At 38.2% G+C, this 15,428-nt stretch carries 13 protein-coding genes; 7 read left to right on the top strand and 6 right to left on the bottom strand.

The window, feature by feature from the left end; all coding sequences use genetic code 11:
- Nucleotides 1-193 precede the first annotated feature (193 nt).
- The 4 genes from SGJ10_04090 (at nucleotide 194) to SGJ10_04075 (ending at nucleotide 4,781) form a co-directional block, all read left to right on the top strand.
- Complete coding sequence (locus SGJ10_04090; GenBank protein MDZ4757307.1) at nucleotides 194-1,201, top strand: DHH family phosphoesterase; 1,008 nt, start codon at nucleotides 194-196, stop codon at nucleotides 1,199-1,201.
- Nucleotides 1,202-1,502: 301 nt separating this feature from the next.
- Nucleotides 1,503-3,326 carry a DNA mismatch repair endonuclease MutL gene (gene mutL / locus SGJ10_04085; GenBank protein ID MDZ4757306.1) on the top strand — a complete coding sequence of 608 codons (1,824 nt, stop codon included), beginning with the start codon at nucleotides 1,503-1,505 and terminating at the stop codon, nucleotides 3,324-3,326.
- A gap of 157 nt (nucleotides 3,327-3,483) precedes the next feature.
- Nucleotides 3,484-4,215 carry a ribonuclease III gene (rnc, locus tag SGJ10_04080; GenBank protein MDZ4757305.1) on the top strand — a complete coding sequence of 244 codons (732 nt, stop codon included), beginning with the start codon at nucleotides 3,484-3,486 and terminating at the stop codon, nucleotides 4,213-4,215.
- A gap of 293 nt (nucleotides 4,216-4,508) precedes the next feature.
- Nucleotides 4,509-4,781, top strand: a complete 273-nt coding sequence (locus tag SGJ10_04075) for a hypothetical protein (protein ID MDZ4757304.1) — start codon at nucleotides 4,509-4,511, stop codon at nucleotides 4,779-4,781.
- 305 nt (nucleotides 4,782-5,086) lie between these two features.
- Here the strand turns inward: SGJ10_04075 and SGJ10_04070 are convergent, their stop codons facing one another.
- The 4 genes from SGJ10_04070 to SGJ10_04055 form a co-directional block, all read right to left on the bottom strand.
- Nucleotides 5,087-5,338: a hypothetical protein gene (locus SGJ10_04070; GenBank protein MDZ4757303.1), complete on the bottom strand. Its 252-nt coding sequence runs from the start codon at nucleotides 5,336-5,338 to the stop codon at nucleotides 5,087-5,089.
- Between the two features lie 39 nt (nucleotides 5,339-5,377).
- Nucleotides 5,378-8,296 carry a translation initiation factor IF-2 gene (infB, locus tag SGJ10_04065; GenBank protein ID MDZ4757302.1) on the bottom strand — a complete coding sequence of 973 codons (2,919 nt, stop codon included), beginning with the start codon at nucleotides 8,294-8,296 and terminating at the stop codon, nucleotides 5,378-5,380.
- Between the two features lie 214 nt (nucleotides 8,297-8,510).
- The gene (nusA, locus tag SGJ10_04060; protein ID MDZ4757301.1) at nucleotides 8,511-9,758 is read right to left on the bottom strand and encodes a transcription termination factor NusA; all 1,248 of its coding nucleotides are present in this window, start codon (nucleotides 9,756-9,758) and stop codon (nucleotides 8,511-8,513) included.
- Between the two features lie 34 nt (nucleotides 9,759-9,792).
- On the bottom strand, nucleotides 9,793-10,263 hold the full coding sequence (locus SGJ10_04055) for a ribosome maturation factor RimP (protein MDZ4757300.1): 471 nt from the start codon (nucleotides 10,261-10,263) through the stop codon (nucleotides 9,793-9,795).
- Between the two features lie 128 nt (nucleotides 10,264-10,391).
- Here SGJ10_04055 and SGJ10_04050 point away from each other — a divergent pair, with 128 nt between their 5' ends.
- The 3 genes from SGJ10_04050 (at nucleotide 10,392) to SGJ10_04040 (ending at nucleotide 14,173) form a co-directional block, all read left to right on the top strand.
- Nucleotides 10,392-10,931: a shikimate kinase gene (locus tag SGJ10_04050; GenBank protein ID MDZ4757299.1), complete on the top strand. Its 540-nt coding sequence runs from the start codon at nucleotides 10,392-10,394 to the stop codon at nucleotides 10,929-10,931.
- 160 nt (nucleotides 10,932-11,091) lie between these two features.
- The gene (locus tag SGJ10_04045) at nucleotides 11,092-11,364 is read left to right on the top strand and encodes an HU family DNA-binding protein (protein MDZ4757298.1); all 273 of its coding nucleotides are present in this window, start codon (nucleotides 11,092-11,094) and stop codon (nucleotides 11,362-11,364) included.
- 97 nt (nucleotides 11,365-11,461) lie between these two features.
- Nucleotides 11,462-14,173, top strand: coding sequence for a 2-oxoglutarate dehydrogenase E1 component (locus SGJ10_04040; GenBank protein ID MDZ4757297.1), 2,712 nt, complete (start codon nucleotides 11,462-11,464; stop codon nucleotides 14,171-14,173).
- A 146-nt stretch (nucleotides 14,174-14,319) separates the two neighbouring features.
- Here the strand turns inward: SGJ10_04040 and SGJ10_04035 are convergent, their stop codons facing one another.
- Together SGJ10_04035 and SGJ10_04030 are read right to left on the bottom strand one after the other, a co-directional pair.
- Nucleotides 14,320-14,688, bottom strand: coding sequence for a thioredoxin family protein (locus SGJ10_04035; GenBank protein MDZ4757296.1), 369 nt, complete (start codon nucleotides 14,686-14,688; stop codon nucleotides 14,320-14,322).
- A gap of 89 nt (nucleotides 14,689-14,777) precedes the next feature.
- On the bottom strand, nucleotides 14,778-15,362 hold the full coding sequence (locus SGJ10_04030; protein MDZ4757295.1) for a DUF1287 domain-containing protein: 585 nt from the start codon (nucleotides 15,360-15,362) through the stop codon (nucleotides 14,778-14,780).
- Between the last annotated feature and the right edge of the window lie 66 nt (nucleotides 15,363-15,428).

Here is a 15,428-nt window from a genome sequence, read left to right as displayed (position 1 = left end):
TTGAGTATGGTTGCTCATGGTGTATATATTATAGTGTTGCTTTTTATATAGCAAATATCATACCTATCGAACCTCTTTTTTTAACTTGTCAAAGTAGAAGTAATTGATAAGTGGTAAGTAATAATGTCCATGCGGCGTCAGCCACATACCACATACCACATACCACTTGCTACTTACCACTTATATTTGCAGCGTGAAACCTATTATAGAATTAAAAGATATACTAACGCCCGATAAGCGTGTCCTTATTACCACCCACCACAAGCCCGATGCTGACGCACTGGGTTCTTCGTTGGGATTATATAATTATTTAAAACTTAAAAACTTTGAGCATGTAGTGGTAGTTACGCCCACCGATTATGGTGCTTTCCTTAACTGGATGCCAGGTAATGATAGTGTTATTATATATGAAGACCAAGTTGCGAAGTCGAAAGCACTGATAGCCGAGGCTGATATTATATTTTGCTTAGATTTTAATGCCCTGAAACGTATTAATGAAATGGGTCATGAAGTAGCCCTGTGCAAAGCTACCAAAGTAATGATAGACCATCACTTAGAGCCAGAACCTTTTGATGAATATCGCCTGCACGATACCAAAGCAAGTAGCACCTGCGAATTGATATATACTTTTATTAATATAATGGGCGACGATGCTTTGATGAATAAAGACATTGCTGAATGTTTGTATGCAGGTATACTAACTGATACGGGCAACTTCCGCCACGATACTACCACAGGAAATACTCACCGCATTGTTGCTCGCCTATTAGATTGTGGCGTAAAAAGCGACCAAGTGCAAAGTCATATATATGATAGTTTTACTTTACGACGTACGCAATTAATTGGATATACCCTGGCACACAAATTAGAATATTTTCCTGAGCTTAATACCACCATTATGGTGCTCGATAGAAATGAAATAAAACATTACGGTGTGCTTACTGGCGATACCGAAGGATTGGTTAATTGGGGCTTAACTATTAGCGGTGTAAAGCTCGCTATATTGGTTATCGACCGCAGGGTGAAAGTAAAAATGTCTTTCAGAGGTAAAGGAACTTTTCCATGTAATGAATTTGCCCGCAAATATTTTAATGGTGGTGGTCACTTTAATGCCTCAGGTGGCGAGAGTGATGAACCTATTGAAGTTGTAATAGAAAAGTTGAAAGAGCATTTGAAGGAATATAAGGACTTGTTGAAGTAATTGTTCTAAATCCCCTATATATCTGGATTTGCTGTCTCCTTTTAAAGGCCGTCCCGATGGGACTTCTAGTATATATATACAATTTTACCAAAAGTTCGTCCCCATGTGACTTGTAATTTGAGTATTAAAACCCCTGCGGGGTGACCTTTTGGTAAAAAAAACAAAGGAACAGCCTAAAGTCCTGTAGGGACGACCTTTTAAGAGACTTATTTACTAGATTTCGTCAAACTTATTACCCACAAAAAATACAATATATATCCACTAAGCTTTTTAGCCCCCAAATCAAATTATCTTTGCGGCAATGGCTGATATCATAAAACTATTACCTGAGCATGTGGCAAACCAAATTGCTGCCGGCGAGGTAATACAACGTCCTGCGTCGGTAGTGAAGGAACTGCTGGAGAACGCCGTGGATGCGGGAAGCCAAACTATTATATTGCATATAAAAGATGGTGGCCGCACCCTAATACAAGTTATAGATGATGGTGCGGGAATGAGCGAAACCGATGCCCGCATGAGTTGGGAACGACACGCTACTTCCAAAATTTCAAGTGCCGATGATTTATTTAAACTGAATACTAAGGGATTTAGAGGTGAAGCTTTGGCATCGATTGCAGCAATCGCTCATACCGAAATGCGTACACGCCGCCATACTGATGAAGTGGCTACGGAGATTATGATAGAAGGTTCGGAAGTGAAATCGGTAGAAGCAGTAAATGGAAATGCAGGCACAAGTATTACGGTGAAGAATTTGTTTTATAATGTTCCGGCACGTAGGCAATTTCTCAAATCAAATCCAGTTGAAACAAAATATATTATAGATGAGTTTTTGCGTGTGGCATTGCCACATCCCGATATTGCTTTTGAGTTTTATAATAATGGCAATGAGATGTTCAAATTAAAAAAAGGAACATTGGAACAGCGAGTTCTTGAGGTATTTGCCGATAAAAAAGCTGATGAAATATTATATGTAGAAGAAATTACCAGTGTGGCTTCTATCAGAGGTTTTGTGGGTGTGCCGCAAGTGGCAAAGAAAACTAGAGGTGAGCAATACTTATTTGTAAATAATAGATTTTTTCGTGATGGTTATTTAAACCATGCGATATCATCGGCCTACAAAGAACTAATACCGAAAGATGTATTTCCATTTTATGTATTCTTTTTTTCTGTTGCTCCACAAAGTATTGATGTGAATGTACATCCTCAAAAAACAGAAATAAAGTTTGAAGACGAACGTATTATATATCAGTTTTTGCATGCCGTTTCTCGCAAAGCTTTGGGCGATCATATACAAGTACCCGAAGCAGATTTTAATATGGCTGCATTTACGGTAAAGCCTGGCATGTATGCCACACAGCCCAAAATTGATACAAATGTGGGATTCAATCCTGGAGGACAATCGAGAAGTACTAATAATAGCAGGGGCGATTGGAAAAAGATATTTGAGGTTGATGGCAAAAGTAGTTTTAGTGAACGATTTGAAGCAGAGCAAGCAAGTTTGAATCAAGAGTTTGTGGGCAAGAGTTCAACTCCAGAAACTATTATAAGAAAGCCTGCCCCTGCTGCCGACAGTATTTGGCAAGTGAACCGTAAATATATATTGGCACAAACAGGTGACGAATTGTATATTATAGACCAAGAAAAAGCACATGAAAGAATATTGTATGAAAAGTATCTGCGTTCAGCCAATGGACAACAGATTCCTACACAAGAACGTTTGTTTCCACAGTTGGTCGATTTGCAACCTAGCGATTTTGTAATTGTGCATGACCTGCTACCGCACCTAGCTTTAATGGGTTTTGATTTGGCCGTGTTTGGCAAAAATTCTTTAATTATTAATGGCGTTCCCGCAGGAATCAAAAATTCCAATGAAAAACTTTTGATAGAAGGAATGGTCGACGATTTTAAGCAAACACAAACACAAGCCAAGGGAGATAGACTTGATATATTGGCCCGTTCCATAGCCCGCAAAACAGGCGTGAAACAAGACGAAGAACTATCGGCTATAGAGATGGCAAGTCTGTTTAATGATTTGTTCCAATGCGAAAATCCTTATTTCGATATAGCGGGGAAACGCACAGTGAAAATCCTTTCGCCTACAGATATGGAAAAACTTTTTGTGTAGTTAAGACAAAATCGATTGCGTTTTTATATTATTATTGCGGTTATAAAACCTACCGTCATTGCGAGCCTGCCTGTCGGCAGACAGGGAACGAAGCAATCTGTCTACAATTGATGAGATTCTTCGCCTTAAGCAAGACTCAGAATGACGTTATACAATAGTGAATAATAAAGAAAATATATTCCCACCTGATAAGGAACTGAAAAAACAGTTGAAATCCATTTTGGGCTTATTGCCCAATAATATCAATGTATATAAACAAGCTCTGAAACACAGCACTGTTGCTGATGAGCTAAAACATAATGGCCATAAAAACAGCAACGAACGTTTAGAGTTTTTGGGCGATGCTATATTGAATAGTGTGGTTGCCGAAATGGTTTTCCTCAAATATCCTTATCGTTATGAAGGTTTTCTAACACAGATGCGTTCGAAGATAGTGAGCCGTGAAAGCTTAAATAAACTGGCTCGTAAAATTGGATTGGACCAATTGGTGATGCTGGAGAAAAAGAACTTTAGCGGTGGTATACATGGGATAGAAACAGCTTATGGCAATGCCATGGAAGCCATTATTGGTGCGGTTTATCTGGATAAAGGATTTAAGAAAACACAAAAGTTTATATTACAGTACCTCATCAAAAATCATATAGATATTGATAACTTAGAACAAACCGAAAACAACTTTAAAAGCCTATTACTTGAGTGGGCACAGCGTACCAACAAAGAAGTAAAATTTGAAGAAGGCCCTGTACTAAAAAACGGAAACCACAAACTCCGCCACGCTTTTGTGTGGGTTGATGGCAAGCAGATGGGCGAAGGCAAAGACCACGTGAAAAAGAAAGCCGAGCAGGTTGCTGCTCAAATGGCTTGGGAGGCTTTGGGGATGAAGAGTTAGTAGTAAGGAATAAGTGGTAATTGTCATTCGGCTGCTTCGGAACTGTTTCTCTCATGCTGTGTGTTTTTTTGCCCAATGGGACAGCCCCGCGTAGCGTCATTCCGAACTTGTTTCATAGTCTCTCCGCTGAGCGGAAATTTTGTTAGTTAGAAATATATCTTTTTTTAAATGCTGGGAAACCACCACGAAATAATTGAGGTGAAAGTGATAGATTTGTTGGAGGTTTATGGTCGGTGATAACTTCCACAATGGGCAGAAAAATTAGACTTAATTTAAAATAGCAAAAACTAACAGTGTTTAAATTTTATACTCTTCAGTCCACTGATATAGTTGAAAAACTTATTGGAGAAAAAGCGTCTATTAAATTATCCGCAGCATCTAAGTTAAATGATCCATATGAATTAAAGTTTAATAAAGACATTGACACATTCGGTGACGGACATGAAGAACAATATTTCAAGGACAATACAGATAATACAAAAGGTGACTTTGTTTGGTGGCAAAAGCACGCATTAGAGCACTCTGGTTTCACTTGGTACATTCAACAAGAACGACGACAGCAATAGCACAGACAATTGCCTCGTGCTCCTTGATAGAAAATAATAAGAATAATTTAATGTGGTCTCATTATACCAACAATCACAAAGGCATATGTGTTGAATATAAACCAGAATTATTTGACTGCTTGAAGAATTTAGAGAATTATACCGAAACTCAATATATAATAGTCCAAAAGAAAGGGACTAATCCCCCCGCATCCCGATAATTATCGGGATTAAGCGGGGCATTCGGGATGTAGTTAGGCATTGCCATTCTAAAAACTAAATCCGCCACAGGCGGAGAACTATTTTAGTTTAAGAATTGGTATAACTTACTTTATCATTTTAATAATGGCAACTATACTGGCAATGGTAGCAATAAATTGAATAGTGTTGGCAATAAAAATTGATCGCGTAAGCCTAGTTTGCAATTGGCTTAAATCTTCTTTAGTAGCAAGAACATCTTTTTTTTCTATATACTTCTGTTCAGCTTTTGATTCAAAATATTCAATGATAGAAGAAGCTTCATTCTCACCAAATTTTGATTTGAACAGTTCATACACTTTTAATTCTAGAGCACTCATAAGACAATAATTTTATGCAAAAAAATCAGATTTTAATAGTTACACCAATTTTCTCTTCACTTCCACTTCTTCGTAACCTTCTATAATATCTCCTATTTCTATTGCATCAAATTTATTGATACTAATACCGCAGTCGTAACCTGTTGCTACTTCTCTCACGTCATCTTTAAAGCGTTTCAGTGACGAGATTTCACCTGTGTGCATTACCACGCCATCGCGTATTACACGTATTTTGGTATTGCGATTAATTTTACCTTCAGTAACCATACAACCTGCAATAGTTCCTGCCTTGGGCACTTTAAACAAGTCACGTACTTCCACATTACAAGTAATTTTCTCTTCTAACGATGGAGCCAACATACCTTCCATAGCGGCTTTCACTTCCTCAATGGCATTATATATAATAGAGTACAAACGAATATCTATATCTTCAGCTTCGGCAAGTTTGCGAGCTTGTGTACTTGGTCTCACATTGAAACCTATAATAATAGCATCGGATGCAGAAGCCAACATAACGTCAGTTTCCGATATTTGCCCAACGGCTTTGTGCATCACATTTACCTGAATTTCGGTTGATGATATTTTCAGTAATGAATCACTCAACGCTTCTACTGATCCATCCACATCGCCTTTCACAATTAAGTTCAACTCCTTAAAGTTACCAATTGCCAAACGACGACCTATCTCATCCAATGTTATATGTTTATGGGTACGAAGTCCTTGTTCACGCATTAATTGCGAACGTTTATTGGCAATATCTCTGGCTTCGGCTTCGCTCGTTGCCACAATAAATCTGTCGCCAGCCTGCGGTGCCCCTTGAAAACCTAATATGGATACGGGAGTTGAGGGGCCTGCCTCGGTAATTTTTTGGTTACGTTCGTTGAACATGGCTTTTACTTTACCTGCATGCACACCAGCAAGGATAGGGTCACCTATCCGCAAGGTACCTGCTTGTATCATAGTAGTAGCAACTATTCCACGACCCTTATCGAGCGATGCCTCTATAATAGCACCTACCGCACGTTTGTCAGGATTTGCTTTTAGGTCGAGCATCTCAGCTTCTATCAATACTTTTTCAAGTAATGCTTCTATACCCATTCCTTTTTTAGCTGATATCTCTTGCGATTGGAACTTTCCGCCCCATTCTTCTACCAATATATTCATAGCCGAAAGTTGCTCTCTAATACGATCAGGATTTGCTCCATCTTTATCTACTTTATTTAAAGCAAATACAATAGGAACTCCAGCTGCTTGCGAGTGACTTATGGCTTCTTTTGTTTGAGGCATCACGCTATCATCTGCAGCAATTACTATAATAACGATGTCCGTCATTTTAGCTCCACGAGCACGCATGGCTGTAAACGCTTCGTGACCAGGAGTATCGAGGAAGGTAATTTGTTTTCCGTTTTGAAGGGTTACCTCATAAGCACCAATGTGCTGGGTAATTCCTCCAGCCTCGCCTGCCACTACGGTTGAACTTCTTATATAATCGAGCAACGATGTTTTACCATGATCCACGTGACCCATTACAGTAACGATTGGAGGGCGAGGAAGCAAATCTGTGGGATCATCTTCCTCTTCTTTCACTTCTTCTTGAATATCGGCACTAACAAACTCTACGGTATAACCAAATTCATCAGCAACGATACTAATAGTTTCTGCATCTAAACGTTGGTTGATGGAGACCATCATACCTAAAGTGAAACATGCTTGTATCACCTGTGTAACCTGCATGTTCATCATCTTTGCAAGCTCATTGGCCGAAAGGAATTCCGTTACTTTTAATACTTTGCTTTGCAGTTCTTGCTCGGCCATCGCTTCTTCGCGTCTATCGGCCATGCTACTACGTTTTTGTTTGCGTAGTTTCGATCGCACGTCTCCCAAATTGGGCTTGCGACTGCCCGGATTTATTCGTGCAAGTGTTGCCTTTAATTTATCTTGAACCTCTTTGGCAGAAATTTCCTTCTTATCATCTTTCCATGCTGGGCGGTCACCAGGTTTACTGGGGGCACCAGCGGCACCTCCTCCTTGTGCTCCAAATTGTGTGATAGAAACCTTCTCACCGCCTATTCGTTTGCGTTTGCGTTTTTTCTTTTCTTCATTGGCAGCAGCATTTGCGGCGGCATGATCTGTTTTCTTTTTAGGCTCGGGTACTTTTTCGACGGGCAATTCAATTTTCCCCATTAATTTAATTCCGCCTAGAGTTTGATAATTTGGAGTAATGAGTTTTTTTTCTTCAGCATCAATTTCAGGTTCGGGCACTTTAACTACTTTGGTTGTTTTCTTTGTTTCTACAACTGGAGCTGGCTCCACTTTTTCTTCTTCTACCTTTTTCTTCTTAGCCTTGGGCTTTTCTTCTTCTTTCACCGCTTCCACTATCGGCTTTGTAGGTTCTGCTTTCTTCTTTTTAGGAGTTCTGTCAGAGCGGATAGGATCCTCACGAACTTTATCTAAATCGATTTTGTCCATGACCTTGATGCCCAATTTAGTCTTGGTCGATTTTTCTTCCTTCTTTTTGGGCTCTTCTACAGGTGCGGCTTCTGGCTCGCTTGCAATAATTTCTGCAGGGGCCTCAACTTCTATTTCTTTGGGTGTTTCTACCTTGGGAGCAGCTTTTTTCTTAGCAGCTTGTTGTTGTTCACGAGTCAACAAATCAGCATTTTTAATAAGCACTTGCCTTTCTTCTTCTTCCAATATATTGGGGCGATTTTTGGGTGCTAATTCGCTAGCTAAAATTTGAGCGTTGCGAGGTTTATCAACCTTCATTTGCTGAGCCTCAGCTTTTACCTGAGCCTCCGAGGCAAACTCAGCCATTACCAATTGGTTCTGTTCTTCTGTAAGTTTAGCGGTGGGCTTGGGGTCTATAACATGACCCTTGCTTTTCAAAAATTCGACAATCGTGTCTTTGCCGACATTGATTTCTTTAGCTACCTTTAATAATGTGTATATTCCACTCATGGGTTAATATTTTATTGTTACAGTTTTTCATTTGATGGTTCTGCTTTCAATCCTCATTGAATTGCAGTTTTACCTATCAACGGAATATGTTGCCTATCAAACCAGAGCTTGCAGCGTAACCGTATTGTAAAAACAATATGTAATAACCCTATCAGCTCATGTTATATAAACATAAATATCTCGTTCATCTTTTCATTTCGTTTGTATCACAGTCTTAGTCTTCAAACTCAGCTTGTAATATCTTCTTCACTTCCACTACGGTTTCTTCTTCCAATTCGGTACGTCTTACTAAATCTTCATCAGAAACTGCAAGGACAGATTTAGCAGAATCAAGTCCGATGTTTTTCAACTCGTCAATAATCCAGCTATCTATTTCATCTGCAAATTCGTCCAAGTCCACATCTATACCTTGTTCTTCCTCAGTTTCACGATATACATCTATTTCGAACCCAACCAATTTACCACCTAGTTTAATATTATGACCGCCTTTACCAATAGCCAAACTCACTTGGTCTGGTTTCAAGTATACCGCAATTCTTTTCTCTGTTTGGTCAACTTTTATGTCGGAAATTTTTGCGGGGCTCAAAGCACGCGATACATATAAAGGTAGGTTAGTAGTATAGTTAATTACATCAATATTTTCGTTGCGAAGTTCGCGAACTATACCGTGTATTCTACTTCCCTTCATACCTACACATGCACCTACGGGGTCGATACGGTCGTCATAGCTTTCTACTGCTACTTTGGCACGCTCACCTGGCTCACGTACTATATTTTTAATGGTGATTAGTCCATCTAAAATCTCTGGCACTTCCAGTTCAAATAAACGCTCTAAGAATACGGGTGCGGTGCGGCTCAAAATAATTTTGGGGCTACCATTCACCATTTCTACTTTATATATAACTGCTTTTACGGTATCACCTTTTTTATAGAAATCGGCAGGTATCATTTCACGTTTGGGCAGAATTAGTTCATTGCCGTCTTCGTCAAGTACCATCAGCTCGTTTTTCCATATCTGATAAACCTCGCCGTTACTAAGTAACTCGCCTGCACGGTCTTTATATTTTTTATATAGCTCATCTTTTTCAAGCTCCATAATGCGGCTCATCAAGGTTTGACGGGCGGTAAGCACTGCCCTGCGACCAAATTCCTTGAGAAAGTTCATTTCCTCAATACAGTCGTCGCCCACATTAAGGTCAGGGTCTACCTTGTGTGCATCAGCCAACTCTATTTCTAAAGCGGTTGAATAACAGTCGTCATCATCAACTACCGTGCGGGTACGATATATTTCTAAGTCGCCACTTTGGTCATTGATAATGATGTCAAAATTCTCATCAGTACCGAACTTTTTCTTGATCATTTGCCTGAATACGTCTTCAAGAACCCTAATCATTGTGGCCCGGTCAATGTTTTTTAGGTCTTTAAACTCGGCGAACGAGTCGACCAATCCTACACTGTGCATATTTGTATATTTATTATATTAATATTTTAATATTTTAATGGAAACTAACGATGACGTGGCTTTCGGCTATTTGGTCAAAATCAATTTCGTTATCTGGTTTTACTTTTTTATTACTCAAAAGGTTTATTTTACGGTCTTCTAAAATGATACTTTTTTCTCCTATCTCTTTAAGCCAACCTTTAAATAATGCCCCGTCCTTTCTTTTTATTTCTAGTATTCGTCCTTTGTGTTGCAAATATTGTCTCGGCAGTTTCAAAGCTTTGTCTACTCCTGGACTCGATACCTCTGTGGTATAATTGTGGTCTGGGTCCATTTCCTCAAGTTTTTCGTTGAGGTATCGATTTACTAAAGTGCATTTGTCAATCGTTACTCCTTCGTCGGCATCGATAAAAATAGCTATTCGTCCATCTTTCACTCCTTTGCGTACCTCTACCAAAAAAATATCAGTGCCATTGGTGGCTTCATTCACCCAGTTTTCTACTAAAGCCGTAATTTCGTTGCTCATTTTAAAACAAACAAAAAGGGGACTGTTGTCCCCTCTTTATCATTATTTACACGCCACAAAAATAGGTTTATTTTTTTGATTTGGAGAACTTTTTTTTAAAACCACTTTAAAACCACTCAACATATATAGTGACCAAACCCATAATTTTTCTAGTAGGGATGCCCGGTTGCGGCAAAAGCACTTCTGCAAAATCGTTTGCCGAAGCATACGGCATTAATCATATCGACCTCGATGATTATATAGAAAAAGCAAGTAATAAAAGCATTGCAGAAATTTTTGAAACCGAAAAAGAAACTTTTTTTAGGCAGATTGAGCATGACGCATTGGGCAGAATTTGCAAAGAAATAGACAAACCTACTATTATATCATGCGGGGGTGGTACGCCTTGTTTTATGGACAATATGGAGCTGATGAAAAATAATGGTATTACTATATATATAAGGTGTGATATACAATTATTGCTAAAAAACCTTTTGGAAATACCCTTGAAACCCCGTCCCCTGTTGGATAAATTGGACACTATAATAATTCAAAAAAAATTGGAAAATCTCATTTTTAAGCGAAAAATTTACTATGAAAAAGCCCGCTATACCCTTGATAATGTGGATAACTCAGCCGATTTGTTGCTACAAATATATAATATAGCAAAAAATGACAATATTTTATGACTTGATTTTCAGTATTGTAAGTTGTAAAATACCTTCAAACCCCTGTTTTTGCTGCAATGTGAATAAAAAAGCCTTGTAAACACTTGTGATATCAACGCTTGGCAATAATTTGCAAGCATAAAATTCATTTATTATCTAACTTAAAAAAACACCAAAAATCATGAACAAAGCTGATTTAATCAACAACATCTCTTCAGATGCCAAAGTAACCAAAGTTCAAGCTCAAGCAGCATTGAATTCTTTCTTAGCATCTACTTCAACCGCTTTGAAAAAAGGCGACAAAGTAATCCTTGTAGGATTTGGTACTTTCTCTGTAGCTCAACGCTCAGCTCGTAAAGGCCGTAACCCACAAACTGGCAAAGAAATAAAAATTGCTGCTAAAAAAGTAGTTAAATTTAAAGCCGGTGCTGAACTTTCTAAGAAAGTGAAGTAAGCATTTGAACGATGCAAAAAATTTAAGCTCACCAATTCGGTGGGCTTTTTTTATGCTTGCAAACTTGGGTTATCTTTGCGACCCTAATTTTATATAAATGATTACTGACAATTATTTGTCCAATGCAGAGATTGGTTACATAGACGCACTTTACGAAGATTATAAACAAAATCCCGATTCGGTGGATTTTGGATGGCGTAAATTTTTTGAAGGATTTGAACTAGGCCAACAAAAGAATAATGGCCCACTTTCGGTGAGCGATGATATGCTCAAAGAAATTAATGTACTTAATTTAATAAAAGGTTATCGCACCCGTGGCCATTTATTTACCAAAACAAATCCTGTAAGAGAGCGACGCAAATACTTTCCTGACTTGAGCTTGAAGAACTTTGGACTCAACGAAAATGACCTCGACAAGATATATAATGCAGGTGTAGAATTAGGAATTGGTCCTGCCACTTTACGTAATATCATTATACATCTGGAAGCAACCTATTGCGAATCGATAGGAGCCGAATATGTATATATAAGAGACCCCGAAAAAATAAAATGGCTCCAGGAAAAAATGGAGTCGACACGCAACCAGCCCAATTTTAGTATTGAGCAAAAAAGACAAATACTCAAAAAATTAAACCAAGCGGTAGTATTCGAAAACTTCCTGCACACCAAATTTGTGGGGCAAAAAAGATTCTCATTAGAAGGTGCCGAAACTGTAATACCCGCTTTGGACGCTGTGATAAATGCGGGTGCCGAACTTGGCATTGAAGAATATATAATAGGTATGGCACATCGTGGCCGCCTCAATGTATTGGCCAATATTATGGGCAAAACTTATAATGATATATTTAAAGAATTTGAAGGAAAAGTGAGTGAAGGCGATGGACTTTTTGAAGGCGATGTTAAATATCATTTGGGATATTCGACCGAATATAAAAATCATGCGGGAAAAAAAATCAAACTTACTTTAAGTCCAAACCCCAGTCATTTGGAAGCTGTAAACCCTGTGGTACAAGGTATCTCCAGAGCTAAGCTCGATAATGACCATAAAGGAAATGTAGATAAAATTTGTCCGATTTTAATGCACGGCGATGCATCATTGGCAGGGCAAGGAATTGTATATGAAGTACAACAAATGAGCGGACTCAAAGCTTACCAAACCGGAGGCACCGTTCATATTGTTATCAATAATCAAATTGGTTTTACTACCAACTTTATTGATGGACGCACTTCAACTTATTGTACCGATGTAGCCAAAGTTACACTGTGCCCCGTGTTCCATGTGAATGGGGACGATGTGGAAGCAGTAGTGTACGCTGTTAATTTGGCAATGGAATATCGTCAAAAATTTGATACCGATGTATATGTTGATTTGCTAGGATACAGAAAATATGGACATAATGAAGGTGATGAACCCCGTTTCACACAACCATTATTATATAAGCTGATTGAGCAACATCCCAACCCCAGAGAAATATATAAAAGTAAATTAGAAAATAGCGGTGCTATAGAAGCTGACCTTGCCAAAGAAATGGAGCAAGGTTTCAGACAAATGTTGCAAGAGCGTTTGAACGAATCGAAAGAAAGTGGTGCAGGCAAAGTGACTAACTTCATAGCGAGTTATTGGAAAGGATTGGGGATTGCAACAAAAGAAGATTTTCAGGTACCATCGCCTAATACAAAAGTTACGCAAAAACGGTTTAAAGAGTTAGCAGAAAAACTCACAGATATCCCCACAGATTTTAAACCCATTAATAAGATACAAAAATTATTTGGCGATAGAAAAGCCATGATAAAAAATGATAGTTATGACTGGGCCATGGGTGAATTAATGGCGTATGCTACTTTGAATAGTGAAGGTTATGATGTGCGAATGAGCGGACAAGATTGCGAACGCGGAACCTTTAGTCACCGCCATGCAGTTATTAAAAGAGAAGACTCTGAAGAAGTATATGTTCCTTTGAGCAATATGGGCAATAAAGGCAAATTTGAAATATATAATTCTTTGTTGAGCGAGTATGCGGTTTTAGGTTTTGAATATGGATATGCATTGGCCACGCCCAATTGTTTAACCTTATGGGAAGCACAATTTGGCGATTTTGGAAACGGTGCTCAGATTATTATAGACCAATTTATCAGCTCAGCAGGTGCCAAGTGGAAAACACCCAATGGATTGGTGATGTTATTACCACATGGGCAAGAGGGACAAGGCCCCGAGCATAGCAGTGCACGTCTCGAACGTTTCCTGCAATTATGTGCAAACTATAATATGCAGGTTGCTTATCCGTCTACACCTGCTAATTATTTTCATTTATTACGCAGACAAATGCACCGTAATTTTAGAATACCTTTAATTGTAATGACTCCGAAATCATTGCTCCGCCATCCTTTATGCATAAGCAAATTGAAAGATTTTACAACAGGAGGCTTTGTAGAATTAATAGATGACAACGAGGCAAAACCTGCACAAATAAAACGTGTATTATTCTGCACTGGAAAAATTTATTATGAATTGCTTGCCAAAAAAGTGGCCGACAAACGTAATGATATAGTTATTGTTCGCATAGAACAATTATATCCTTTGCCCGAAGAACAGATGGATGCTATTAGAAAAAAGTATAAAAAAGCACAATATTATTGGGTGCAAGAAGAGCCAAAAAACCAAGGTGCTTGGACTTTCTTATTGCGTAGTGAAGAAACTTTTAAAATGAAGCTCGTAAGCCGCAAGAGTAGTGCATCATCGGCCACAGGTTTCTCTAAAGTATTTGCACAAGAGCAAGCTGATTTATTGGCTGAGGCTTTTGCGAAGTAGGACGTTGTCATCCTGAGTTGCCGCTGCGGTGCGGAAGGATAATCGAAGGGTTTATTTATTTGTTGATTATATAATCAGATTATAAATACTTTGCTCTTTATGTCGGGATTACATTTGCCGGAGCAAAACTAATAAATGAGATAAAATTAACTGGCCTCATGTTGCACAAGTTCATCAACTGATTTATTATTGGGAATGAAATAATCTAGCAAAGGATTAATGCAGTTTTCGTTCCCACAACCTATTCTTCTTCCGATCAGTTCACCTTTATAAAAAAGTAATGCAAGGGGTGCATTTCTAATATTATATTTGTGAATAAGCACTGTGCTCTCATCTTCATCTAAATCCACATTCATGAACAAAATGTTATCTTCATTTTTTTTTGATAGTTCTTTGATCATATCAATAGAGAGGCGTGAAACAGGATCAAACGGGACAGTACAATTTACTAGTACGGGTATATCTGAAACAAGCAATAGCTCAGCAAATTTTTCACGATTGAATTTAAATAACATATAGTTAAAAATTAAGGATGGATAGATAAAACACTTTGAAAACGAAAATGTTTTTCCTACTTATTTCTCTCCCAAAAAGAAATTAATAATCATTTCCCATACTGATAATGTCCAATGATTGTAAAATCAAACAAACAATCGGCGAGCACTTGACCACTGCCAATATTATGTACTATCATATATCGCATTCCATCTTCCGATTTTTGGTTCACCACCAAACCTATATGGGTGCTTTCTCCGCTTAATCGCCAGCAGACGATATCGCCAGGTAGATAATTCGCTGCATTTTTTGTGATAGTTTTTACGGTTCCTTGTCGGGTAAAAAAAGTCATGAGGTTAGGGACACGTCTGTGATCTATATTTTTATCAGGTTTTTTCAAGCCCCAATAGTTTGGATATTTTTTAAAATTTGCAAGCATATCTTCATGTACTTCTTTTTGCAAATCTATGCCCAATTTTCTGTAAGCTCTAATTACCACATCGGTGCATACACCTTTGTTATTTGCCACGTCACCATTGGGGTAGGCAATAGTATCATAACTTGAATCGTATATCACATATTGCTTAATTAATTCTGCAGCAGAATCGGCAAGTTTTGTAGAAAAGCTAGTTTGTGCAATTACAAAATCGATGGTGAGAAAAGATATAATAATACAAAGAAAATATTTTTTCATGATCAGTATATTTTATATATAGGGTTTGCTGAATAACTCAGAATAAATTGATTTGTATATATTTGC

Source organism: Bacteroidota bacterium (genome assembly GCA_034439655.1).
Lineage (GTDB): Bacteria > Bacteroidota > Bacteroidia > UKL13-3 > UKL13-3 > CANJUD01.
This window is presented reverse-complemented; position numbering and strand designations above follow the sequence as displayed.